Below are 22,837 nucleotides of genomic sequence, written 5' to 3' on the forward strand. Positions count from 1 at the left end.
GGCCCGGCAGCGGACCTGTCAGGCGCAGGCGTCCGGCGTGGGCGGGTTCTCCGAGGCGTTCGGGGTGTACCCGGTGCCCTCGGTCGCGCTCGTGATCGCTTCCTCCCACGAGCCGTCGTCGATCATCTCGGTGATCGCGGCGTTGATGTCCTCGCACCTGTCGCTGCTCTGCGGGATCCCGACGCCGTAGCGCTCGGTCGAGAACGGCGCCCCGACGACCTTGACCTTGCCCTTGTTCGCGGGCTGCGCCGCGAGGCCGGCCAGGATGATGTCGTCCGTGGTGACCGCGTCGACCTGGCCTGAGAGCAGGGCGGTCACGCACTCGGCGTAGCCCGGCTGCTCGAGGAGGTTCACGCCCGCGGCGTACTCGTCCTTGATGCGCTGCGCCGATGTCGAGCCCGTGACCGAGCAGAGGTTCTTGCCCTCGAGGTCCTCGGGCCCCTTGATGTCGGTGTTGTCCTCCGCGACGAGCAGGTCCTGCCCGGCGACGAAGTACGGACCGGCGAACGCGACGGTCTCCTTGCGCTTGTCGGTGATCGAGTAGGTCGCGAAGATCATGTCGACCTGGTCGGTGCTCAGCAGCGTCTCGCGCTGGGCCGAGGGAGCTTCCTTCCACTCGATCTGGTCCTCGGAGTAGCCGAGCTTCTCGGCGACGTACCGGGCGACGTCGGTGTCGAACCCGGTGTAGGTGTCGCCCTCCTTGAAGCCGAGGCCGGGCTGGTCGAACTTGATGCCGATCGTGATCTTCTCTCCGCCGGCGCTCGCGGACGAGCCGTCGGTCGAGCCGCCGCCGTCGTCGCTGCCTCCGCACGCGCTCAGGGCGAGTGCGGCGGTCGCGGCGAGAGCGACGAGCCCTCCGGTACGGGTGCGTGTGCGCATGGTGTCTTCCCCTTCGTCGGTGCCGAGCCGTCACGGGAGTCCTGGTGGTCACCCGCTGCGCCCGGCGGTCGTTGCCGGTCGAGCTGTTCGGTTGCTACAGGTGGGCCGGGCTCGTCGGTGAGCCCGGGGACCGTGGGGCGTGCCTTGTGCTGTGGGGACTGCTGGTGGTCGCGAGACCGGGTGGTGAGGTGGGCCGGGGCGGACGCGCCTGTGCGTCCGCGAGGGTGTCAGTGGGTGAGGATCTTGGACAGGAAGTCCTGGGCGCGGTGGCTCTTGGGGTTCGTGAAGAACTCCTCGGGTGGTGCCTCCTCGACGATCTGGCCGTCGGCCATGAACACCACGCGGTGGGCCGCCTTGCGGGCGAAGCCCATCTCGTGGGTCACGACGATCATGGTCATGCCTTCCTTGGCGAGGGCGACCATGACGTCCAGGACCTCGTTGATCATCTCGGGGTCGAGCGCCGAGGTCGGTTCGTCGAAGAGCATGACCTTGGGGTGCATGGCCAGGGCTCGGGCGATGGCCACGCGCTGCTGCTGCCCGCCCGAGAGCTGGGCAGGCATCTTGTCGGCCTGGTTCCCGATCCCGACCCGGTCGAGCAGGGCCAGGGCCTCCTTCTTGGCGTCCGCGGACCTCGTCCGACGGACCTTGACGGGCCCGAGCGTCACGTTGTCGAGGATCGTCTTGTGGGCGAAGAGGTTGAACGACTGGAACACCATGCCGACGTCGGCACGGAGCTTCGCGAGCTCCTTGCCCTCCTCCGGCAGGGGCTGGCCGTCGATCACGATCGTGCCGATGTCGATGGTCTCGAGCCGGTTGATGGCACGGCACAGCGTGGACTTCCCCGAGCCCGAGGGGCCGATCACGACGAGCACCTCGCCCCGGCGGACCGTGAGGTCGATGTCCTGCAGGACGTGGAGGTCTCCGAAGTGCTTGTTGACGCCGTGGAGCTCGACGAGCGGAGGCCCGAGCTCGTCGTCACGCGAGGGCGCGTCGGGTGGTGGCGAGGGTGTGGTGGGCGACGCGTCGGGAGCGTCGCTCGGGGTGGTCGGTTGCGCGTCCATTTCATGAACCTAAGGGGGTTTTGTTGCGCACGCCACCGTTTCCGGCAACAGTTCGGCAACGGACGGGCAACAGATGCCCGGCTGGTGGCGAAAGAGCGTTTCGGTCCGGCGCCCGGCGCGCCGTACCCTTGACGGTGATGTTCTCCACCGCCCTCCGCCCCGAAGACAGCCCCCTCGCGGGTCCCGCCGACGCGCCCGTGGTCGACCCGCCGGGGGTCGCCGCGACCGCGGTCCCCGCCGGGGGCTCGCCGGCGGCGGCGCAGCGGACCTACATGGTCCGTACCCTCGGGTGCCAGATGAACGTCCACGACTCCGAGCACATGGCTGGCATGCTCGAGGAGGCCGGCTACACCCGTGCGGAGGCCGCCGACGAGGCCGCGCACCGCGCCGACGTCGTCGTCATCAACACGTGCGCGGTCCGCGAGAACGCCGCCACCCGCCTGTACGGCAACCTGGGTCAGCTCGCGTCGCTCAAGGCCAGGCGACCCGGCATGCAGATCGCGGTGGGGGGTTGCCTCGCGCAGAAGGACCGGTCGGGCATCGTCGAGAAGGCCCCGTGGGTCGACGTCGTGTTCGGCACGCACAACCTCGACGCGCTGCCCGTGCTCCTGGAGCGCGCGCGGCACAACGAGGCCGCGCAGGTCGAGATCGCCGAGTCGCTCCAGGTCTTCCCGTCGACCTTGCCGACCAAGCGCGAGTCCGTGTACGCGGGCTGGGTGTCGATCAGCGTCGGCTGCAACAACACGTGCACGTTCTGCATCGTGCCGCACCTGCGCGGCAAGGAGCGCGACCGGCGCCCGGGCCAGGTCCTGGCCGAGGTCCAGGCGCTCGTCGACCAGGGCGCGATCGAGGTGACCCTGCTCGGGCAGAACGTCAACAGCTACGGTGTCGAGTTCGGCGACCGTGGTGCGTTCGCCAAGCTCCTGCGTGCGTGCGGCGAGATCGAGGGGCTCGAGCGCGTGCGCTTCACGTCCCCGCACCCGGCCGCCTTCACGGACGACGTGATCGCCGCCATGGCCGAGACGCCCAACGTGATGCCCCAGCTCCACATGCCGCTCCAGGCAGGGTCCGACCGCATCCTGCGGGCCATGCGCCGGTCCTACCGCTCCGAGAAGTTCCTCGGGATCCTCGACCGGGTGCGGGCAGCCATGCCCGACGCGTCGATCACCACGGACCTCATCGTGGGCTTCCCCGGGGAGACCGAGGAGGACTTCGCCGAGACCTTGCGGGTCGTCGAGGCCTCGCGCTTCTCCTCGGCCTTCACCTTCCAGTACTCGCAGCGCCCGGGCACCCCTGCGGCCACGCTCCCGGACCAGCTGCCCAAGGAGGTCGTCCAGGAGCGCTACGAGCGTCTCCAGGCGCTCCAGGACCGGGTCAGCGCCGAGGAGTCGGCCCGGCAGGTCGGCCGCACGGTCGAGGTCCTCGTGACCGTGGGCTCGGGCCGCAAGGACGGTGCGACGCACCGCCTGACGGGCCGCGCCGCCGACAACCGTCTGGTGCACCTCGCGGTGCCGGACGACGTCGTCGCCCTGATGGCCGGACGCGCCGACGCCGACGTCACGGCCGACGACCCGCGCCTCGCCGACGACCTGGACGCGCGGCTGCCCCGCCCCGGCGACATGGTCACGGTCGAGGTCACGCGTTCCGCGCCGTACCACCTCGTCGCGGACTCCGTGCTCGCCGGCGGCGCCTACGCGGTACGTCGCACGCGCTCAGGCGATGCCTGGGTGGCGCGCGAGAAGACGCGCCTCGGTGGTGGCGACGACCACGGTCACTCGCACGGCGCACCCGCGGCGGGCGGCCCCGTGAGCCTCGGCCTGCCGAGCCTGCGCCGCCCCTGAGGCCGCGGTGGCCCGGCAGCGGGACGGGCTCAGGTGGGCGGGAGCTGGCCGCCGATCGTGCTGAAGAGCTGCACCGCGGTGCCCAGCCCGCACGAGACGATCTGCCCGAGCTGGTCGTCGGTCGCGCCCTGCTCGAGGTCGACCGAGACCTCGGCGTACACGGCGAGACCCTGGCTCTCCTCACGGACGTAGACCTTGGGCCAGATGCGCTCGCGGTTCCAGTCGTTGACGGTCTGCAGGAGCGCGAGCCGGGCCGCCACGGGAACGGTCGTCGACCAGCGGCCGCGGACCTGGAGGATCTCCTCGTGGTCGCCCAGGAGAAGGAACCAGAACCGGTTCCCGTCCCACGTGCCCGTGACGTCGCCGTCGTCGTCGATGCGGAAGTGGTAGCCGCGCCGCGCGAGGTAGTCGCCGACGCGGCGGGTCGACAGCGGCGAGGGAACCTCGACGTCGACGGGGACGTCCTCGACGGGCTTGGGCCGGTGGTTGCCGAACAGGCGCGCGAGCCAGCTCGTCCGGGGGGCGGGGCTCACGGCGCCGACCTCGCAGGGTCCGGGTAGAACTCGTCGAGGGCGTCGAAGAACATCGAGCCCGTCGAGAGGCCGCACTGCAGGAGCTGGTCGAGCTGGTCGTCGTTCACGCCGTGCTCGAGGTCGACCGTGACCTCGGTGAACACGTGGACCATGCCGTTGTCCCGCACGCGCGTGTAGGCCTTGGGCCAGATGCGGTCCGCGTTCCACTCGTTGCAGAACTCGAGGATCTCCTCGAGGCGCTCGATGGTGATGTCCCGGTTCCATTGACCGCGCACCTGCAGGATCTCGTGGTGGGAGCCGAACAGCAGGAAGTAGAACAGCCGCCCGTGCCACAGCCCGCCCACGTCGCCCTCGGCGTCGATGAAGTAGCTGTACCCGGCGTCGGCGATCCACTCCAGGACGCGGGCGCGGTGCAGGGGCGTGGGGATCTTGTCGTGCTCGACGTCGGCGATCATGGTGCCGCCGAGCTCGCGGAGCAGGAGACTCTCGACCGAGGCGTGCAGTGCCGCGTCGTCGAGCGGGCTGCCGGCGCCCGAGGGCCCGTCGGCCTCGTCCCAGGCGTGCTCGTCGGGAGCGTCCTTCCTGCCCTGGTCGCCCGAGTCGTCTCGTCCTGCCTGGTGTCCCCGTCTGCCGCCGAAGAACCTCATGTGCCCACCCTACCTGCGCCCGCTGGGGATCGTCCTGCTCGCGGGGTAGCGTGGCGCGCGTGATCGTTCGCGCCGTCGCCCTGCCCGGTACCCCACTGCTCGTCCCGGGCGTCGCGGGCGGCGCCGAGGTCCTCGCAGAGTCCCGCGCCCAGGTCCTCGACGCGCTCCGAGAGCTCGTGCGAGACGCGCGGCGCGTCGTCGTCCTGGACTGCGGGGCGCGCACGGCGGGCGACCGACGGGGCGAGATGCGCCCGGGGCTGGAGGCGGCCGGGGTCGACCCGCGCTGGTGGGGCTGGGTACCGCGAGCCTCTGCCCCGGGCCTGCCCGTCGCGGGCGTCCCCGCGTCGGTCGCTCTCCTCGCCCTCGACGCGGCGGGCTGGGAGGGCCCGGTCGAGGTCGTCGAGCTGGGGACCGGGAGCGTCCCGGGGACCGGGGTCGCCCTGGTACGAGGCGTCCTGGCGGAGCCGGGGACGGGACTGGTCGTCGTCACGGGGGCACGGCCCCCGCAGCCCGACGGCGCCGCTCACCGCGCGGTCGAGGGCGCGGCAGGCGGCACGGCCGCGGGTGCGCGTGCGGCAGGCGGCACGGTCGAGGACACCGTGCTCGGGGAGCTCCGCGAGGCCTGGGCGCGCGATGCCCGGCACGCGACGGGCGAGTACGAGGAGCGTCTCTACGAGGTCGTGAGATTCGGCGTCCCTGCGGACGGCCCGGTTGCTACCGTGCCCCGGTGACCTCACCGCTGCGCGTCGTCGCCCTGCTCTTCCCCGGCTGCACCCAGCTCGACCTGACGGGGCCCGCCCAGGTCTTCGCGCGCCTTCCCGGTGCGCGCGTGGACCTGGCCTGGCGTGACACCGACCCGGTCGCCACGGACTGCGGGTGGTCGATCGTCCCGACCACCACGCTCGCGGACGCACCCCCGGCCGACGTGCTCTTCGTGCCCGGCGGGGACGGGACGTTCGACCTGCTGGGGGACGAGGACGTGCTCGCCTTCCTGCGGCGGCAGGCGGCCGGCGCGCGGTGGGTGACCTCGGTCTGCACCGGGGCGTTCCTGCTGGCCGCGGCGGGCCTGCTCGACGGCTACCGGGCAACGACCCACTGGGCGTCCTTGCCGCTGCTCGCCGAGCTCGGGGCCGTCCCGGTCGCCGAGCGGGTCGTCGTCGACCGCAACCGTGTCACGGGAGCCGGGGTGACCTCGGGCATCGACTTCGCCCTCGTCCTGGCGGCCCGTGTCCACGGCGACGCCGTGGCCCGACGGCTGCAGCTCATGCTCGAGTACGACCCCCGTCCGCCGTTCGACGCGGGCTCGCCCGCGACGGCCGATCCCGCAGAGGTCGCCGCTATCCGGTCCGCGGTGCGCGACGCGCGATGGGGACGCGTGCAGGCGGCCGGGGCGCGCCGACTCGCCGCGGCACCGACCGCGGCGACGTGATCGGGGCGCCGCGGGCAGGACTGCCCGCGGGATGCACCGGTGTGCCGACCGGCCGGGGAGGTCCGGACCGGTCGGCACACCGGTGCCGCGCAGGTCAGCGGCGGCTCACCGACTCCGCCACCTGACCGGCCTCGTCGTCGCGGCCCAGGCGGCGCAGGACGCCGACGAGCTCGTTGCCCACGAGCGCACGGGAGGCCTGGTCGTGGGCGAGCCGGAACCCGTCGAGCGCCGACTCGAGCGCGAGGGCCGCGCTCCCGAGGTCGCCCGCGACGGCGCGCGTGGTCCCGGCCAGCCAGAACGCGTGCGCGGCACCGCTCAGGTCCCCCGCACGGGCGTACTCCTCGGCGACGGCCTCGGCGGCCGAGGACGCGTGCTCGTGCTCGCCGAGCGCGGCCAGGAGCCGGGCGCGCGTGTCGAGGAGCTCGCGGCGCTCACGGGCCGTCCGTTCCTCCTCCGCCGCGGAGACCGACCCCTCGGCGGGGCCGGCGCCGGTGGTGACCTCGGTGACGCCCCCCGGGCCCGTGGTGCCCTCGACGACGGTGCCACCCGCCTCCGCCAGAACCTTGTCGACGGCAGCGAGCCCTGTCCTCGCGGCACCTGCCTGCGCGGTGAGCCGTGCGTACGCCCGCACGACCGGGCCCCGGAACGCCGGAACCACGCCGCCGGCCCGCAGGAGCGCCACGGCACGAGGGAAGGCCGCGAGGGCGCCCTCGACGTCCTGCTCGGTCGCCGCGAGCTGCGCGGCCTCGGCCAGGGCGAAGCCCGCCAGATCGAGCGCACCCCTGGCCTCGAACGACGCGGCGGCCCGCTGGTAGAGGCCGGCGGCCCCGGCAGGATCGTCGGTGCTGAGGTCCTCCGCGAGGGCCAGGAGCGTCGCCGCGCCGTCGGCCTGCGCGCCGTCGTCCTGCGCGCCGTCGATCGCGGGCGCGGAGCTGGTGTCCGCGACGAGGGCCGAGATGTCGGCGGGTCCGCCCGTCGGCATAGGGGTCGGTGCGGTCCCTGCCTGGGCCGGGGAGGACGGTCCCGCCGGCACGGGCTCGTCGGTGCCCGTCGCCCCGAGCACGCTCAGGCTCACGGGCAGGAGCGTCGGGGTGGTCGCCCACACCGCCTCGGTGCGCTGCGCCGTCGCGCCGGTGCCGTTGCGGGCGTCGAAGGCCGCGGCGATCTCGCGCGCCTCGGCGTGCACCCAGGCGTCGAGCTCGGCGACCGTGGACGCCGGGACCTCGCGCAGCGCGACCGGACGCTCACCGTGCTCCGCCACGAGCAGCGACGTCGCCGTCCCGACGCTGAGGAGGAACGCCCAGCGGTCGCGGGGGGAGTCCGCGGTCACCAGGTTGTCCTGGTGCTCCACGATCCGGGTCAGTGCGCGCTCGACGTTGCCCGTCCGCGCGAGGAACTCGATGTGGCGGCCCTGCGGCCCCTCCATCGAGACCCCGTTGTCGAGGTGCCGCAGTCCTCGTCGGTGGGTGGCCGCCGCCTTGTCGGCGTCCCCCGTCTCGAGGTATGCGAGCTGGAGCCGGGAGAGCATGTCGCCCGGCTCGGTCGCGCACTCGGGGGAGCCCGCGAGCACCTGCTCCAGGAGACGGATGCCCTCGTCCACGCGCCCGGCGTCGAACAGGTAGGCGGCGCGGTCGCCCGGTTCGCACGCCTCGCACTGCGAGAAGTCGTCCCGGGGTGTCGCGACCCAGGCCTCGTACGCCGTCTCCGCGTCCTGCGTCCCCCGCTCGCGGGCCCACTGGAAGCGAGACATGGTCACGGCGTTCATGCCGTTGCCCGCGACGGCGTACCGGCGCTCCATGTCGTCGAGAGTCCGCTCGATCTGTGCGGCCGGGACGGCGGGGAAGTCCATGAGGTTGCCGACCATCCACTTGAACGACCAGAACAGCGAGTGCGTGTCCTGCTCGTCGAAGTGCTCCGGGTGCTCGTCCCACCACCGCAGGAGCTGGGTGAAGGGCAGGTAGGCCTTGGTGACCTCGTTGCCCCACACGTACGACTCGACCATGACGAACAGCGCGTACGCCCTGGCCTCGACGGGGCCGTCGGTCGTGATCCGTCCGAGCTCTGCCTCCGCCGCGGTGCTCCGGGCGATGCCGTACGGCATCTCGCGGACGTGGAACAGTGCTTCGTTGGCCTCGTGGACCGTTCGGGTCATCGGTTCTCCTCCAGGGGTGTCGTGCCGGGGCGCAGCGCGCGGTCGAGCAGCACGCCGAGCGAGCCGTTCATGAGGGTGGCCTCGGAGGCCCGCAGGGGCCGGCCGGACAGCAGCAGGGCGGTCACGTACAGGGACTGGGCGCCGGCCTCCAGGACCTGCGGGTCCGTCGTCGCGAGGAGCGAGCGGACGGTCTCGTTCGTGTCGTTGAGGACGAGCTGCCGCGACCGGGCGGGACCCGAGAGCTCGGCCAGCACCTGGCCCCAGACGTCGTCCGTCGCGTCGGCCGTGGCCCGGGCCTCGCGCTGGTGGTCGCCGTCGCGGTCGTGCAGGAGCATCGCGGGCAGCGCCGCGGGCTCGAAGGCACGCACGATCGCCTCGCAGTCCTGCGGTGCGAGCGCGTCGTGCACGGCCCGGACGGCGTCGGCGACCTCGAGCTCGCGCAGCGGGTCGACCTCCAGGAGCGCCTGGGAGACGTCGTCCGACGTCACGGGGGCCAGGCGCCACTGCGGGAAGCGCCGGGAGATGCGCTCGAGCAGGTCCGCGTCGTAGACGTACCCGCCGTTGACGAGGCCGAGCCCCTGGGCCGCGGCGACGGGTGCGACCCGCCGGAACTCCTCGACGCTCGGGGTCCACAGCAGGCGGGCCCCTTCCGGCAGGGTCGCCGCGAGGTCCGTGAGCGTGCCCGTCCCCTCGGTGGTCTCGAACGGCAGGACCCGGGCCGCGAGGTCGAGCATGTCGTCGTCCTGGAGGGCGAGCGCCCGCACGGCAAGATGGTGCACGCGCAGGAACGCGCGGCTCGTGGGCGAGCTCTCGGCCAGGGTGGCGAGCGCCCACGCCCGGACCTGGGCGCCGAGGGCCTCGCGCGTGGCGAGCAGCACCTCGTCCTCGTACAGTCCCTCGCGCGACGCGGTGGGGCGCAGCGCGGAGGCGTCCAGGACGCAGCGGACGAAGAACGCCCACGGCGGCAGGAGGTCGTCCACCCGGGTCCCCAGGAGCATGCGCTTGAGGTACACGCGGTGGCTCGAGGGCGTCGTGGGGGAGACCGCCGCGGGCAGCACGTACGCGACGCCCGTCAGGCCTGCGAGCGGGAGGTCGAGGTCGATGCGTGCCAGCGGCGTGAAGCCGAGCGTCTGCTCGGCGTACCGCGTCAGGGCCGCGTCGCGCTCGGCGGGCGTCGCGTGGCGCTCCTTCCACGGGAGGTCCGTGCCGCTGAGCCGGCGCCAGACCGTGGGCGAGGCATCGCCCGACGCCGGTGCGTCCCCAGCGGTCCCGGCGGCGTCGCCCGCCCCGGCTCCGCCGGCACGGTCGGCACCGTCGGCCAGGTCGAGCCGGACCTCGACCTGGAGGTCGACGGGAAGCAGCGACCCGAAGTCCTGCGCGAGCGCCGTGACGCTCTCCGGGGCGAGCCAGTGCTCCATGTCGCGGCGCGGACGCAGGCGGACGACGCTGCCGGGCTCGGCGGGGACCGCGGGGTCCTCGTCCGGGACCTCCGTCAGCTCGTAGCTGCCGTCCGCGAACCCGCGCCAGCGCACCGGGGCGGGAGCTGCGCCGTCGGGCAGGGTGCGCGCCGAGCGGGACGTGAGCTCGATCTCGTCGGCGACCATGAACGCGGACAGCAGCCCGATGCCGAACTGGCCCAGGAACTCCTCGCGGCCCGTGCCGAGCTCGACGTCGCGCTTGGAGCTGCGACCGATCGTCGCGAGCAGCTCGGCCGCCTCGGCGAGCGTCAGGCCCACGCCCGTGTCCGCGACCTCGAGCGACCCGTCGGGCAGGGGACGCAGCCGGATCGAGGCGGGGACGTCGTCCCCGTCGAGCTCCCGGCGCGCGGTGATGGCGTCCACGCCGTTCTGCAGGAGCTCGCGCAGGTACACGCGCGGGCTCGAGTACAGGTGACGGGCGAGCAGGTCGACGACGCCGTGCAGGTCGACCTGGAACGTGCTCGTCAAAGCGGCCGGTCCTCGACGAAGGTGTTCGCCTCGGAGGTGTCGGCGTCGGGGTCGGGGAACCGCTCGTCGAGCTGCTCGAAGAACTGCAGCCCCGAGTACAGGCCGCACTCGACGAGCTGGCCGAGCTGGTCGTCCGCGACGCCGAACTCCAGGTCGGTCGCGACCTCGGTGTAGACCGCGACCCGTTCGCCCTCGACCCGGCAGAAGACCTTGGGCCACACCTTGCGCTGGTTGAAGTCGTTGGCGAGCATGACGAGTCCCACGTGCTCCTCGGCGGGCAGCGTGCGGTGCCAGCGCCCGCGGACCTGCAGGATCTCCTGCTTCGCGCCCTGGACGAAGAAGTAGAAGACGTTCCCGTCCCAGCCACCGCCGAGGTCGCCGTCGTCGTCGATCCCGTAGTTCCAGCCCTTGCCCGCCAGGAAGGCCTCGACCCGGTCGCGCGAGAGCGGTGCGTTGGGGGTGCGGTCCAGGTCGCCGGGCTTGGTGAAGTAGCTCATGTCTCGTTCCTCGTCGTCGGTGGCCGCTGCGGTGCGGCGGCGAAGGCCGTGCGGGCGGGCACCTGCCCCTGTCCACCCACCCTGAGGAGCCTACGCAGAACCACCCACACCGGGACAGAGGGTTTCACCGGTCCGGCGCCCGCGTGGCGGTGCCGTACGCCGGGTACGGTTCTCGGATGCTCATCGTCGCCGTCGTCGGCCCCACCGCGACCGGGAAGTCGGACCTCGCCCTCGACCTCGCACAGGCCCTCACCCCTGCCGAGATCGTCAACGCCGACGCCTACCAGCTCTACCGCGGCATGGACGTGGGGACCGCCAAGGTGCCCGTCGACGAGCGGCGGGGGATCGCCCACCACCAGCTCGACGTGCTCGACCCCGCCGACGACGCGTCGGTCGCCGACTACCAGGGCGCGGCCCGTGCGGACCTCGACGCGATCACCGCACGCGGGGCGCGCCCGGTCGTCGTCGGCGGCTCGGGGCTCTACGTGCGCGCGCTCCTCGACGAGATGGACTTCCCCGGCACGGACCCGGCCGTCCGCGTCCGGCTCGAGGAGCGCGCCGAGCGCGAGGGCACCAGGGCGCTGCACACCGAGCTCGCCCGGTTGGATCCCGCGGCCGCGACGTCGATCGGTCCGTCGAACACCCGGCGCATCGTCCGCGCGCTCGAGGTCATCGCGATCACCGGCGAGCCCTTCACCGCGAACCTGCCGCGCCAGGAGTACGTCCGCCCGGCCGTGCAGATCGGGCTGGACTGCGACCGCGAGACGCTCGACGAGCGCGTCGCGGGCCGCGTCGAGCGGATGTGGGAGCACGGGCTCCTCGACGAGGTCCGCTCCCTCGCGCCGAGACTCGGACGGACCGCGGAACGGGCCGTCGGCTACGCCGAGGTGCTCGCGCACCTGCGCGGGGAGACCACGGCCGACGAGGCACGCGAGCAGATCACCGCGAACACGCGCCGGCTCGCCCGCAAGCAGATGGGCTGGTTCGGCCGCGACCCGCGCGTGCACTGGCTCGACGCGCAGTCGCCAACGCTGCTCGCCGACGCGCTCGAGATCGTCCGGGCCGCCGACGACGGCACCCTGGACGCGCGCACGGACGACCGCCCGACGCGCCGTAGTCTGGGCTCATGAGCCCCACGCCGCCCCGTTCGACGACCCGTTTCGCCAAGGGCCACGGGACCCGCAACGACTTCGTCCTGATCGCCGACGTCGACGGCAGCCGGGACCTCGACGCCGACCAGGTCCGGGCGCTCGCGGACCGCCGGTCCGGGATCGGCGGCGACGGCGTGATCCGGCTCGTACCCACCGCGTACGTGCCCGAGTCCGCGCAGGTCCTCGCGGAGGACCCCGACGCGATCTGGTTCATGGACTACCGCAACGCGGACGGCTCGATCGCGGAGATGTGCGGCAACGGGGTGCGCGTCTTCGCGGCCTTCGCCGAGCGGCTCGGTCTCGTGACCCTCGCCGCGGCGGAGGTCCACCCTGGTGCCGACGACGCGCAGGAGGCCCCTGCGGCTCCCCGCGTCCTCGCGGTCGGCACGCGCGCGGGCGTCAAGTACGTGCGCAAGGAGGCCAACGGCTGGTACGCCGTCGACATGGGCCCGTGGTTCCTGCCGGGCGGCCGCACAGCCCTCGACGAGGGCTTCGACGCCGCGGTCGCGATCTCGGGCTGGGACGTCCCGCGCCCCGCGCTGAGCGTCGACCTGGGCAACCCGCACACGGTCCTCGCGCTGCCGCAGGAGGACGAGCTCGAGGCCGCCGACCTCACGCAGGCACCGGTCGTCTCGCCCGAGCCGCCGCACGGCACCAACGTCGAGCTCGTCGTCCCGCTCGGTGAGGAGGTCTCGGTCGACGGGACCGTCGTCGGGCGCCTGCGCATGCGCGTGCACGAGCGCGGCGTGGGGGAGACCGAGTCCTGCGGGACGGGGGCGTGCGCCGCGGCGCTCGCGGTCCGCGCGTGGGGCGGCCCGGCCTCGCCCGACGTGTGGCTCGTCGACGTGCCGGGCGGCACGGTGCGCGTGACCGCCCTGGAGGGCGGCCGCGTCGAGCTCGCCGGACCGGCCGAGATCGTCTTCGGCGGCGAGCTGGACCTCGCGTCGTTCGGCCGCTGACCCACCCCGGGGCCCGACGGCGCCGCGCACCCCGCGTGCCCGGCGAGGGTCGGGCACGGGTCGGGTACGGGTCTCGTCGGCCGCGGCCGACGTCGGGCGCGGCCGCGGCGTTCGCACGTGCCTCGGACCGCGAGCCCTGCCGGCTCAGCCCGCGCGCGTGACCTCGAGCACCCGGAACCCCTTGGCGCTGGCGAGCTTGCCGACCGACAGGTCGTCGCCCAGGTTCTCGTCCAGCCAGGACATGAGCGAGTCCGCGCCGAGGTTGCGCTGCACCACGAGGTAGGCCTCGGTGCCGGGCTCCAGGCGCGGCAGCCAGTGGAGCAGCATGTCGTGGAGCACGTCCTTGCCGACCCGGATGGGCGGGTTGGACCAGATCGCCGCGAACCGGACGTCGGCCGGGACGTCCTCGGGGCGCACCGCGCGCACGTTCTCGAGCCCCAGCCGCGCGGCGTTGCGGCGCACCAGGTCGAGCGCGCGCTCGTTGACGTCGACGGCCCACACGGTCGCGGCGGGCGACTCGAGCGCCATGGTCAGCGCGACCGGGCCCCAGCCGCAGCCGAGGTCCAGGAGGTGCGCGGCGCCGTCGGGCCCGGACGTCGCGGGCGGGAGGTCCGGGACCGAGCGCAGGAGGACCTGCGTGCCCAGGTCCAGGCGGCCGGGGGAGAAGATGCCCGACGCGACCTCGACCGTGACCTCGCGGCCCGCGAGCCGGACCGTGAGCTCCCGGCGCTCCTCGGCGGAGGCGGGCTGCGCCGTGAAGTAGTGGTCGGGGGAGGGTTCGGGCGTCGCTTCAGGGGTCATGTCGGGAGGTGTCACGAGGACCGATCCTATCGGCCGGTGCTCGACCCGCCGCGGTATCGCGGGCCTGCCCCGACGGTCGGTCCGCGCTGCGCCCTGGGACGAACCGCGACCCGACGGGGCGAATTGGTTCGCGCCGGGACGATCCGGCGTGCCACGCTTGTTGTACGACATGCCGACCGGAGCCTCTCCGGACGGACCGACCGGCCCAGGTCACCTCGACCCGGGCCGGACCCTCAGCTGAAAGGCGGCCCATGACCCAGACCCCCGCGAACCCCACCCCCGAGACCGCACCGGAGAGCGCGCGCCCCGAGCGCGACATCGCCGGGGACGTCGTGGCACGGGTGCTCGCACGGGCGGGTACCGCGCGCGCCGAGGGAGGCACCCAGCACTCCGTCCACGACGGGGACCAGCTCGAGCTCGCCGAGCGCACCGCGCTGCGACGGGTCGCGAACCTGTCGACCGAGCTCGAGGACGTCACCGAGGTCGAGTACCGGCAGCTGCGCCTCGAGAAGGTCGTGCTGGTCGGTCTGTACAGCGGCAGCGGCGACGCCGCGGCGGCCGAGGCCGAGGTCTCGCTCCGCGAGCTCGCGGCGCTCGCCGAGACGGCCGGCTCCCAGGTGCTCGACGGCGTGCTCCAGCGGCGCCAGAAGCCGGACCCCGGGACCTACCTCGGGTCGGGCAAGGCCGAGGAGCTCGCGTCCGTCGTGGCCGTGAGCGGCGCGGACACCGTCGTGATCGACGGCGAGCTCGCGCCCTCCCAGCGCCGCGCGCTCGAGGACATCGTCAAGGTCAAGGTCGTCGACCGGACCGCGCTGATCCTCGACATCTTCGCCCAGCACGCCAAGTCCCGGGAGGGCAAGGCGCAGGTCGAGCTCGCGCAGCTCGAGTACCTGCTCCCGCGCCTGCGAGGCTGGGGCGAGTCGATGTCCCGCCAGGCCGGTGGCCAGGTGGGTGGTGCCGGTGCGGGCATGGGCTCGCGCGGACCCGGTGAGACGAAGATCGAGCTCGACCGACGTCGCATCCGCGACCGCATGACCAAGCTGCGCCGCGAGATCGCCGCGATGGCGCCGGGCCGTGAGACCAAGCGGTCCTCGCGCAAGCGCCACGCGATCCCGTCGGTCGCGATCGCCGGATACACCAACGCGGGCAAGTCGAGCCTGCTCAACGCCCTCACGGGCGCGGGCGTGCTCGTCGAGAACGCCCTGTTCGCGACCCTGGACCCCACGGTCCGCCGCGCGCAGACCGAGGACGGGCGCGTGTACACGCTCGCCGACACGGTCGGGTTCGTGCGGTCCCTGCCGCACCAGCTCGTCGAGGCGTTCCGCTCGACGCTCGAGGAGGTCGGCCAGGCAGACCTGCTGCTCCACGTCGTCGACGCGGCGCACCCCGACCCCGAGGGGCAGATCGCGGCCGTCCGCCACGTCCTCGCCGACATCCCGGGCATCGACCAGGTGCTCGAGGTGGTCGTGCTCAACAAGGTCGACGTCGCCGACCCTGACGTCGTCGCGCGCATCCGCGGGCGCGAGCGCCGCACGATCCTCGTCTCGGCGCACACCGGGCAGGGGATCGACGACCTGCTGCAGCTCATCTCCGACGAGCTGCCGCGACCCGACGTCTCGATCGACGTCGTGGTGCCCTACCACCGCGGCGACCTGGTCAACCGCGTGCACCTCACGGGCGAGATCGACCTCGAGGAGCACGTCGAGACCGGGACGCGCCTGCTGGGCCGCGTCGACGAAGGGCTCGCGCTCGAGCTCAACGCGGTGGCCGTCCGGGCCTAGCCGTCCGCGGGGGCCACCGTCCCGGCGCTCCATGAGCCCTGTCGGTGGCCCCACGTAGACTTCCGGGGTGCCCGAGGAGACCACCACCACCCTGACCACGGGCCCCGCGACCCCTGACGTCGAGGAGCTGCTCGACCTCGCCGTCGGCGCCCTGGGCGGCGGCCGCCGCGCCGGGCAGCACCAGATGGCCGTGGACGTCGCGCGGACGATCGACGGGTCGGGCGGCCCCGACCACCTGCTGGTCCAGGCCGGGACGGGTACCGGCAAGTCCCTCGGGTACCTCGTGCCGGCGGTGCGGCACGCCGTCTGCGAGGACGAGCGCGTCATCGTCTCGACCGCGACCCTCGCGCTCCAGCGCCAGATCATCACGCGCGACCTGCCGCTCGTCGCCCAGGCCGTCGCGGACCGCCTGCCGCGCCCCCCGCGGATCGCGCTCCTCAAGGGCTGGCACAACTACCTGTGCCAGCACAAGATCGAGGGCGGCTACCCGGCCGACGAGCCCACGCTGTTCGACCTGCCCACTGGCGGCGAGCGCGCGGGCGTCGCCGAGCACCCGGCGCCCGGTGCCGCGTCGGGGGCCGCGGCCCTGGGGGAGCAGGTCGTGCGCCTGCGCGAGTGGGCGCAGGAGACCACGACCGGGGACCGGGACGACCTCGTGCCCGGCGTGTCCGACAAGGCGTGGCGCCAGGTCTCGGTCACGGCGCTCGAGTGCTTGGGCTCCAAGTGCCCGCTGATCGACGACTGCTTCCCCGACCAGGCCCGCACGAGCGCCCGGGAGGCCGACGTCGTCGTGACCAACCACGCCATGCTGGGCATCGCCGCGTCGGGGTCGCCCGGCGTGCTGCCCGAGCACGGTGTCGTGGTCGTCGACGAGGCGCACGAGCTCAGCGACCGCGTCACGGCCGCTGCGACCGCGGACCTCTCCGTGCCGATCATCGAGCACGCCGCGCGCCTCGCGCGCCGCCACGGCGGCGTCCAGACGACGGACCTCGACCTCGCGACGGGAGCGTTCGGGACCGTCGTCGCGTCGCTTCCCGCGGAGCGCTTCCCCGACGGCCTGCCCGACGACGCGCGCTCGGCCGTGGCCGCCGTCCGCGACGCCGCACGCACCGTGCTGAGCGCGCTCAAGCCCGACACCTCGGGCGGCCCGCAGGCCCAGCCGGACACCGGCATGAAGATGGCCCAGGCCACCATGCTCCAGGTCTTCGAGATCGCCGAGCGCATGGCCCAGGACCCCACGGGACACGACGTCCTGTGGTGCTCGCGCGCGGGCGACGACGGCCGGTGGAGCGGGGACGGCGTGAGCAAGCTCCACGCCGCGCCGCTCGCGGTCGCGGGCCTCATCCGCACGCACCTCCTGACCGAGCGCACGGGCGTCTTCACGTCGGCGACGCTCGCGCTCGGCGGCACGTTCGACCCCGTGGCCCGCTCGCTGGGCCTCGACGACGACGGTGCCACCTGGACCGGCGTGGACGTCGGCAGCCCGTTCGACTACCCCCAGCAGGGCATCCTCTACATCGCCAAGCACCTGCCCCAGCCCGGTCGCGAGGCTGCCACGGACGGCCAGCTCGACGAGATCGCCGACCTCATCACAGCAGCCGGGGGCCGGACCCTCGGGCTCTTCTCCTCGCGCCGGGCGGCGCTCGCGGTAGCCGAGGCCATGCGCGAGCGTCTCGACGTCCCGATCCTGTGCCAGGGGGAGGACCAGCTGCCGACGCTCGTCAAGGAGTTCGCCGCGGACCCCGCGACGTGCCTGTTCGGCACGCTCTCGCTGTGGCAGGGCGTGGACGTCCCGGGCCCGAGCTGCCAGCTCGTCCTGATCGACCGGATCCCCTTCCCGCGTCCCGACGACCCCGTGAAGTCGGCCCGTGCCCGCGCGGTCGAGGCCGCGGGCGGCAACGGCTTCATGCAGGTCTCGGCGAACCACGCCGCGCTGCTGCTCGCGCAGGGGGCGGGACGGCTCATCCGCTCGACCGCCGACCGCGGGGTGGTCGCGGTCCTCGACCCGCGCCTGGCGACCGCCCGCTACGGCTCCTACCTCACGAGGTCGATGCCGGACTTCTGGACCACGACCGACCGCCGTGTCGTCCTCTCTGCGCTCGAGCGCCTGTCCGCCCTAGGCTGAGACCTGGCAGTCCACGCAAACGGACGTCGCGACGCTCGTGCAGCGACCGACGCCGTGCGCTCAACGTCCAGGAGGCACAGTGCCCGCCCGTACCACCAAGCTCGCGATCGTCGGCGCAGGTTCCGTCGGATCGACCCTCGCCTACGCGGCGCTCATGCGTGGAGCCGCTCACACCGTGAGCCTGCTCGACATCAACAGGACCAAGGTCGAGGCCGAGGTCCTCGACCTCCAGCACGGCATCCAGTTCATGCCCATGGCCAAGGTCGAGGGCTCCGACGACGTCGCGGTGTGCGCCGACGCCGACGTCGTGGTCTTCACGGCCGGTGCCAAGCAGAAGCCCGGACAGACGCGCCTCGACCTCGCCGAGGCGACGATCTCGCTCGTGCGCAAGATCCTGCCCGGGCTCGTCGAGGTCGCCCCCAACGCCGTCTACATCATGGTGACGAACCCGGTCGACGTGGTGACGTACGCGGCCCTCAAGTACTCGGGCCTGCCGCCGAACCAGCTCTTCGGGAGCGGCACGGTCCTGGACTCGTCCCGGCTGCGCTTCCTGGTCGCGCAGCACTGCGGCGTCGCGGTGCAGAACGTGCACGCGTACATCGCCGGGGAGCACGGGGACAGCGAGATCCCGCTCTGGAGCTCTGCGACGATCAGCGGGGTGCCGCTGCTCGAGTGGCAGGGGCTGAAGGGGCGGGGGCCGCTCACGGCCGAGGTGCGCGAGGACATCGCGCACGAGGTCGTGCAGTCGGCCTACCGCATCATCGAGGGCAAGGGGGCGACCAACTACGCGGTCGCGCTCGCCGCGACCCGCATCATCGAGGCCGTGCTCGACGACGAGCACCGGGTCCTGCCGGTGTCCTCGCTCCTCGAGGACTTCCACGGGATCAACGACGTCTGCCTCTCCGTCCCGTCGCTGCTCGAGCGGCGAGGGTGCGGTGAGCGGATCGAGGTCCCGCTGTCCGACCACGAGCTCGCCGGACTCCGCGCGTCCGCGGAGTCGGTCCGGGCAGTGGCCAAGAGCTTCGGGCTGTAGCCGTCTTCCCGGTGCCCGCGGAGGGCACCGGGCACGACGAAGGGGACGACCCGCCGGGCCGTCCCCTTCGTCATGCCCGCCGACGCTGGCCGCGACACGGCCACCGTGCCGGTGTGCTCAGAGGCTCCGCAGGACCGAGACGACCCGACCGAGGATCTGGGCGTCGTCCCCCGAGATGGGCCGGTACGCCGCGTTGTGCGGCATGAGCCACACGTGCTTGTCGATGCGCTTGAACGTCTTGACGGTCGCCTCACCGTCGATCATCGCCGCGACGATCTCCCCGTTCTCGGCGACGGGCTGGCGGCGCACCACGACCCAGTCACCGTCGCAGATCGCAGCGTCGATCATCGAGTCGCCGGCCACGCGGAGGAGGAAGAGCTCACCGTCCCCCACGAGCTGGCGGGGGAGCGGGAAGACGTCCTCGACCACCTGCTCGGCCAGGATGGGGCCACCGGCCGCGATGCGTCCCACGACGGGCACGTACGACGGCGTGGGGCGCTCGGGCGAGTCCTCCGACGCGTCGATGCCCTCGACGCGCGGGAAGGCGCTGCCGGGGAGTGCGGCGATCGTCCGCGCGTCGTCGTGCTGGACGACCTCGATCGCGCGCGGGCGGTTCGGGTCGCGGCGCAGGTACCCCTTGCGCTCGAGCGTCGTGAGCTGGTGCTTGACGCTCGAGGGGCTCGTGAGGCCCACGGCCTCGCCGATCTCGCGCATGCTCGGCGGATAGCCCCGCTGGTCGACCGACGCGCGGATCGTCTCGAGCACGAGGCGCTGGCGCGGTGTGAGACCGTCGCCGCCCGTCGTGCCGTCGGGCAGCTCGTGCACCTTCGCGAGCCTGCCCGTGGTGTCGGCCACCCGTCCCGCCATCGTCGTCTCCGCCCTGCTCGGCCGTCTCGGTCCCTGTCCTGCGAGCGGCACCGTGAGCGGCACCGGCTCTGACGTGGCCGACCGGGCTCTCGTCAGCCCGTGCGCGGGGAGCCGCGCCACGAGCGTCCGACATATCGGACGACCAGTACTCGAACAGCGTAGGTCACCGGGCGACACGAATCAAACACATGTTCGAGCATGTCTCGACATTCGCTCCCGACGGTGATAGAAATCGTACAGATGTTCGACGTACAGGTGTTCGAACCGACCGGGGAAGGCGGTTCGGGCGCCACGGGCGAAGGAGTGGGAATGAGTGCGATCAGTGCGATGGGCGCTTCCGATGGCTGGCGCGTCGAGCGACGGCCCGGCACGCAGGTCGAGGCTCCGCTGAGGCTGACGGCGCGGGGACGCCTCGTGCTCGTCCTGCTCGTCGCGGCGGTCGTCGCGCTCGGGGCCCTGTGGGGCGCTCGTGCGGTCGCGTCCGGGCCGGGCGAACCGGTCGAGGTGCGGATCCACGTCGTCCAGGCGGGGGAGACGCTGTGGCAGCACGCCTCGGCCCTGGCTGCGGGGGGACGCGACGTCCGCGACGTCATGGCGGACCTCGCCGAGCTCAACAATCTGTCCTCGACCGGGCTGCAGGTCGGTCAGCAGCTCCTGCTCCCGGTCGACCCGGACTTCGGGCGCTGACCCGCGGCACGCTGACTCGAGGCGCGTCGACCCGCGGCGCGGGCCTGTGCTGCGGCGGTCCGGGTGGGCCGGGGGTCGGTTCGAACCCAGACGGCTCGTCGGGCGACGTGAGGCCTCTCGGCGTCAGGGCTTGCGCGATTGCATTAGGTTCCCCTAAGTTAGTACTGCCTCACCAACCCGGCTGGGGGGTCGGTCGGTGAGGGGGAGACGCGCCACGCGCGTCTCCGCAGTTGCGTCGACGTCAGCGAGGCGAGTCGCGGACGTGAGATGGGGACGGGGGCGTCCCGACGGAGGTGGCCGGTCATCGGCCACCTCCGTTCTCATGTGCCATGACACATCTCTCAGGGGCCAGTACGCATCGTGACCGTCCTGCGAGGCGAGGCGCCTTGCGCCCTGTCGAGGTCGAGACATAGGTTCGGGACGCACCGTTCCGCGGCGTCCGCCCCGGAAGCCTCGCGCAGACCCACAGGAGTATCGCCTCATGCACTGTCCGTTCTGCCGGCACGCGGACTCACGGGTCGTCGACTCGCGCACCTCCGACGACGGTGCGTCCATCCGTCGTCGCAGGCAGTGCCCGGCGTGCAACCGCCGCTTCACCACGATCGAGACGGCGAGCCTGTCGGTCGTCAAGCGCTCGGGCGTGACCGAGCCCTTCAGCAGGGAGAAGATCGTCACGGGCGTCCGCAAGGCCTGCCAGGGGCGCCCCGTGAACGAGGACGACCTCGCCGTGCTGGCGCAGAAGGTCGAGGAGTCGCTCCGGGCCGGGGGGAGCGCGGAGCTGGACGCCTACGAGATCGGCCTCGCGATCCTCGGGCCTCTCCGAGAGCTCGACGAGGTCGCCTACCTGCGTTTCGCGAGCGTCTACCAGGCCTTCGACTCGCTCGAGGACTTCGAGACCGCGATCAACTCGCTCCGGGCCGAGCGCGAGGAACGCGCGGCGACCTTCGGCGGGGCGGGGGCGCGCCCGACGGGTGACGAGCCCGCCGACGACGTGGTGCCCGACCTGGCCTGAGCCGTCGGGCATGGTCCGCCGCCGGTTCCCCGGGGTCGACCGGCTAGAGGTCGCTCGAGCGGGCTGCCCAAATGTTGATCCCCGTGTCCAGGGGACGGCGGCTCCCGTCGGGGGCGACCTCGGTCGTCACGGCGTCGACGGCTGCCAGCTCGTCGTCCGTGAACGGCGGCGCACCGAGCGCTGCGAGGTTCTCGTCCACCTGGGCGGTCGTCCGGGCACCCACGAGGACCGACGTGACGCGCGGGTCGCGCAGCGTCCAGGCGATCGCGGTCCGGGCGAGGGGTTCCCCGCGACGGTTCGCGACCTCGCGCAGCGCGCGGATCCTCGCGAGGTTCTCGGGGGCTAGGTGCTCGGGACGCAACGAGACCGAGCGGGCAGCGCGCGAGTCGGGTGGTACGCCGTCGAGATACCGGTCGGAGAGCATGCCCTGGGCCAGCGGCGAGAAGACGATCAACCCGGTCCCCGAGTCGCCCGCGACGTCGAGCAGGGTGCGGCCACCCTGGCCGGGCGCCTCGATCCACCGGTTCAGCATCGAGTACGACGGTTGGTGCAGCACCAGGGGAAGGCCGAGGTCGTCCGCGACCGCGAGGGCCTCGCTCGTGCGTTCGGCAGAGTACGAGGAGATGGCCGCGTAGGTGGCCCGCCCCGAGGAGACCGCCGTGGCGAGCGCGCCGATCGTCTCGTGGAGCGGGGTCGTCGGGTCGAACCGGTGGGAGTAGAAGACGTCGACGTGGTCGGTGCCGAGGCGGCGCAGCGACGCGTCGAGCGACGACAGCAGGTACTTGCGCGACCCGCCCTCCCCGTACGGCCCGGGGCCCATGCGGTAGCCCGCCTTGGTCGAGACCAGGAGCTCGTCGCGGTGCCCTCGGAGGTCGTTCGCCAGGACGCGCCCGAAGGCGGCCTCCGCAGAACCCGGCGGCGGGCCGTAGTTGTTCGCGAGGTCGAAGTGCACGATGCCGCGCTCGTACGCGTGCAGGACCAGCTCACGCTGCGCCGAGTACGGGGTCGCTTCCCCGAAGTTCTGCCAGAGCCCGAGGGAGAGGCGGGGGAGGACCAGACCGGAGCGCCCGGCGCGGGCGAACGGCATCCCGGAGCCCGGCTCCGGCGCTTTGTGCGACATGTCTCGACCGTACCCGGTCGTATTCGCTGGCGTTACCCCGCCGGGTGCGACAGGCTGGGGCACGGGAGCGCCCGACGGCGCACCTGTACCACCGAGAGAAGGAGGCCCGCCGATGACGACGTCGAAGGACGAGACACCCGGGACCACGCCCAGCGAGGACGCCAAGGCGAAGTTCCGCGAGGCGCTGGACCGCAAGAACGCCGCGAGCCACCGCACCGCGGACGCAGGCTCGAACACGGGCTCGGTCCACGGGTCGGAGACCGTCGGACCTGTGCAGCGCACGTTCCGCCGCAAGTCCGGCTGAGTGTCGGCCGGG

21 protein-coding genes are annotated in these 22,837 nt (G+C 73.1%); 11 read left to right on the forward strand and 10 right to left on the reverse strand.

The window, feature by feature from the left end; genetic code table 11:
* Positions 1–18: 18 nt before the first annotated feature.
* Entirely contained in the window at positions 19–879 is an 861-nt protein-coding gene (locus ACFVQ3_RS07195) for a glutamate ABC transporter substrate-binding protein (RefSeq protein ID WP_387636881.1), read from the reverse strand.
* A gap of 227 nt (positions 880–1,106) precedes the next feature.
* Positions 1,107–1,940, reverse strand: coding sequence for an amino acid ABC transporter ATP-binding protein (locus ACFVQ3_RS07200; RefSeq protein ID WP_387636884.1), 834 nt, complete (start codon positions 1,938–1,940; stop codon positions 1,107–1,109).
* 137 nt (positions 1,941–2,077) lie between these two features.
* On the opposite strand from ACFVQ3_RS07200, the gene miaB reads away from it, so the two are divergent.
* Positions 2,078–3,781 (forward strand): tRNA (N6-isopentenyl adenosine(37)-C2)-methylthiotransferase MiaB, encoded by a 1,704-nt coding sequence (gene miaB, locus ACFVQ3_RS07205; RefSeq protein WP_387636887.1) that lies wholly within the window; start codon positions 2,078–2,080, stop codon positions 3,779–3,781.
* A 29-nt stretch (positions 3,782–3,810) separates the two neighbouring features.
* Here the strand turns inward: miaB and ACFVQ3_RS07210 are convergent, their stop codons facing one another.
* Both ACFVQ3_RS07210 and ACFVQ3_RS07215 read right to left on the reverse strand, forming a co-directional pair.
* The gene (locus tag ACFVQ3_RS07210) at positions 3,811–4,314 is read right to left on the reverse strand and encodes a YbjN domain-containing protein (protein WP_387636890.1); all 504 of its coding nucleotides are present in this window, start codon (positions 4,312–4,314) and stop codon (positions 3,811–3,813) included.
* A complete protein-coding gene (locus tag ACFVQ3_RS07215; RefSeq protein ID WP_387636893.1) occupies positions 4,311–4,961 on the reverse strand; it encodes a YbjN domain-containing protein in 651 nt (216 codons plus the stop codon). The genes ACFVQ3_RS07210 and ACFVQ3_RS07215 overlap by 4 nt, the downstream gene beginning before the upstream one ends.
* A gap of 59 nt (positions 4,962–5,020) precedes the next feature.
* On the opposite strand from ACFVQ3_RS07215, the gene ACFVQ3_RS07220 reads away from it, so the two are divergent.
* Both ACFVQ3_RS07220 and ACFVQ3_RS07225 read left to right on the forward strand, forming a co-directional pair.
* Positions 5,021–5,692, forward strand: a complete 672-nt coding sequence (locus ACFVQ3_RS07220) for a hypothetical protein (RefSeq protein ID WP_387636895.1) — start codon at positions 5,021–5,023, stop codon at positions 5,690–5,692.
* Positions 5,689–6,390, forward strand: a complete 702-nt coding sequence (locus tag ACFVQ3_RS07225) for a DJ-1/PfpI family protein (RefSeq protein ID WP_387636897.1) — start codon at positions 5,689–5,691, stop codon at positions 6,388–6,390. Before ACFVQ3_RS07220 ends, ACFVQ3_RS07225 begins: the two co-directional genes overlap by 4 nt.
* 94 nt (positions 6,391–6,484) lie before the next feature.
* Here the strand turns inward: ACFVQ3_RS07225 and ACFVQ3_RS07230 are convergent, their stop codons facing one another.
* The 3 genes from ACFVQ3_RS07230 to ACFVQ3_RS07240 are packed head-to-tail and all read right to left on the reverse strand — an operon-like array spanning position 6,485 to position 10,985.
* Complete coding sequence (locus ACFVQ3_RS07230; RefSeq protein ID WP_387636899.1) at positions 6,485–8,542, reverse strand: hypothetical protein; 2,058 nt, start codon at positions 8,540–8,542, stop codon at positions 6,485–6,487.
* Positions 8,539–10,488 (reverse strand): HSP90 family protein, encoded by a 1,950-nt coding sequence (locus ACFVQ3_RS07235; protein ID WP_387636902.1) that lies wholly within the window; start codon positions 10,486–10,488, stop codon positions 8,539–8,541. Before ACFVQ3_RS07235 ends, ACFVQ3_RS07230 begins: the two co-directional genes overlap by 4 nt.
* Positions 10,485–10,985, reverse strand: a complete 501-nt coding sequence (locus ACFVQ3_RS07240; protein WP_387636905.1) for a YbjN domain-containing protein — start codon at positions 10,983–10,985, stop codon at positions 10,485–10,487. Before ACFVQ3_RS07240 ends, ACFVQ3_RS07235 begins: the two co-directional genes overlap by 4 nt.
* Positions 10,986–11,161: 176 nt before the next feature.
* On the opposite strand from ACFVQ3_RS07240, the gene miaA reads away from it, so the two are divergent.
* Both miaA and dapF read left to right on the forward strand, forming a co-directional pair.
* A complete protein-coding gene (gene miaA / locus ACFVQ3_RS07245) occupies positions 11,162–12,115 on the forward strand; it encodes a tRNA (adenosine(37)-N6)-dimethylallyltransferase MiaA (protein ID WP_387636907.1) in 954 nt (317 codons plus the stop codon).
* Positions 12,112–13,095 carry a diaminopimelate epimerase gene (gene dapF / locus ACFVQ3_RS07250; RefSeq protein ID WP_387636908.1) on the forward strand — a complete coding sequence of 328 codons (984 nt, stop codon included), beginning with the start codon at positions 12,112–12,114 and terminating at the stop codon, positions 13,093–13,095. The genes miaA and dapF overlap by 4 nt, the downstream gene beginning before the upstream one ends.
* A 144-nt stretch (positions 13,096–13,239) precedes the next feature.
* Here the strand turns inward: dapF and ACFVQ3_RS07255 are convergent, their stop codons facing one another.
* Positions 13,240–13,896, reverse strand: coding sequence for a class I SAM-dependent methyltransferase (locus ACFVQ3_RS07255; RefSeq protein WP_387637098.1), 657 nt, complete (start codon positions 13,894–13,896; stop codon positions 13,240–13,242).
* 251 nt (positions 13,897–14,147) lie between these two features.
* On the opposite strand from ACFVQ3_RS07255, the gene hflX reads away from it, so the two are divergent.
* From hflX to ACFVQ3_RS07270, 3 genes are all read left to right on the forward strand, one after another.
* A complete protein-coding gene (gene hflX, locus ACFVQ3_RS07260; RefSeq protein WP_387636910.1) occupies positions 14,148–15,677 on the forward strand; it encodes a GTPase HflX in 1,530 nt (509 codons plus the stop codon).
* Positions 15,678–15,744: 67 nt separating this feature from the next.
* Positions 15,745–17,802: an ATP-dependent DNA helicase gene (locus ACFVQ3_RS07265; RefSeq protein WP_387636911.1), complete on the forward strand. Its 2,058-nt coding sequence runs from the start codon at positions 15,745–15,747 to the stop codon at positions 17,800–17,802.
* A gap of 79 nt (positions 17,803–17,881) precedes the next feature.
* Complete coding sequence (locus ACFVQ3_RS07270) at positions 17,882–18,835, forward strand: L-lactate dehydrogenase (protein WP_387636912.1); 954 nt, start codon at positions 17,882–17,884, stop codon at positions 18,833–18,835.
* A 117-nt stretch (positions 18,836–18,952) separates the two neighbouring features.
* On the opposite strand, the gene lexA is transcribed toward ACFVQ3_RS07270, so the two are convergent.
* On the reverse strand, positions 18,953–19,702 hold the full coding sequence (gene lexA, locus ACFVQ3_RS07275) for a transcriptional repressor LexA (RefSeq protein ID WP_387636914.1): 750 nt from the start codon (positions 19,700–19,702) through the stop codon (positions 18,953–18,955).
* Between the two features lie 309 nt (positions 19,703–20,011).
* Here lexA and ACFVQ3_RS07280 point away from each other — a divergent pair, with 309 nt between their 5' ends.
* Both ACFVQ3_RS07280 and nrdR read left to right on the forward strand, forming a co-directional pair.
* Complete coding sequence (locus ACFVQ3_RS07280) at positions 20,012–20,389, forward strand: LysM peptidoglycan-binding domain-containing protein (RefSeq protein WP_387636915.1); 378 nt, start codon at positions 20,012–20,014, stop codon at positions 20,387–20,389.
* Between the two features lie 481 nt (positions 20,390–20,870).
* Entirely contained in the window at positions 20,871–21,401 is a 531-nt protein-coding gene (nrdR, locus tag ACFVQ3_RS07285) for a transcriptional regulator NrdR (protein ID WP_387636917.1), read from the forward strand.
* 43 nt (positions 21,402–21,444) lie between these two features.
* Here the strand turns inward: nrdR and ACFVQ3_RS07290 are convergent, their stop codons facing one another.
* The gene (locus ACFVQ3_RS07290; protein WP_387636918.1) at positions 21,445–22,521 is read right to left on the reverse strand and encodes an aldo/keto reductase; all 1,077 of its coding nucleotides are present in this window, start codon (positions 22,519–22,521) and stop codon (positions 21,445–21,447) included.
* A 112-nt stretch (positions 22,522–22,633) separates the two neighbouring features.
* Here ACFVQ3_RS07290 and ACFVQ3_RS07295 point away from each other — a divergent pair, with 112 nt between their 5' ends.
* Entirely contained in the window at positions 22,634–22,825 is a 192-nt protein-coding gene (locus tag ACFVQ3_RS07295; protein WP_387636920.1) for a DUF5302 domain-containing protein, read from the forward strand.
* The last annotated feature ends 12 nt before the right edge of the window (positions 22,826–22,837 follow it).

The organism is Oerskovia sp. NPDC057915, from assembly GCF_042887685.1.
In the GTDB taxonomy this organism is placed as follows: domain Bacteria; phylum Actinomycetota; class Actinomycetes; order Actinomycetales; family Cellulomonadaceae; genus Oerskovia.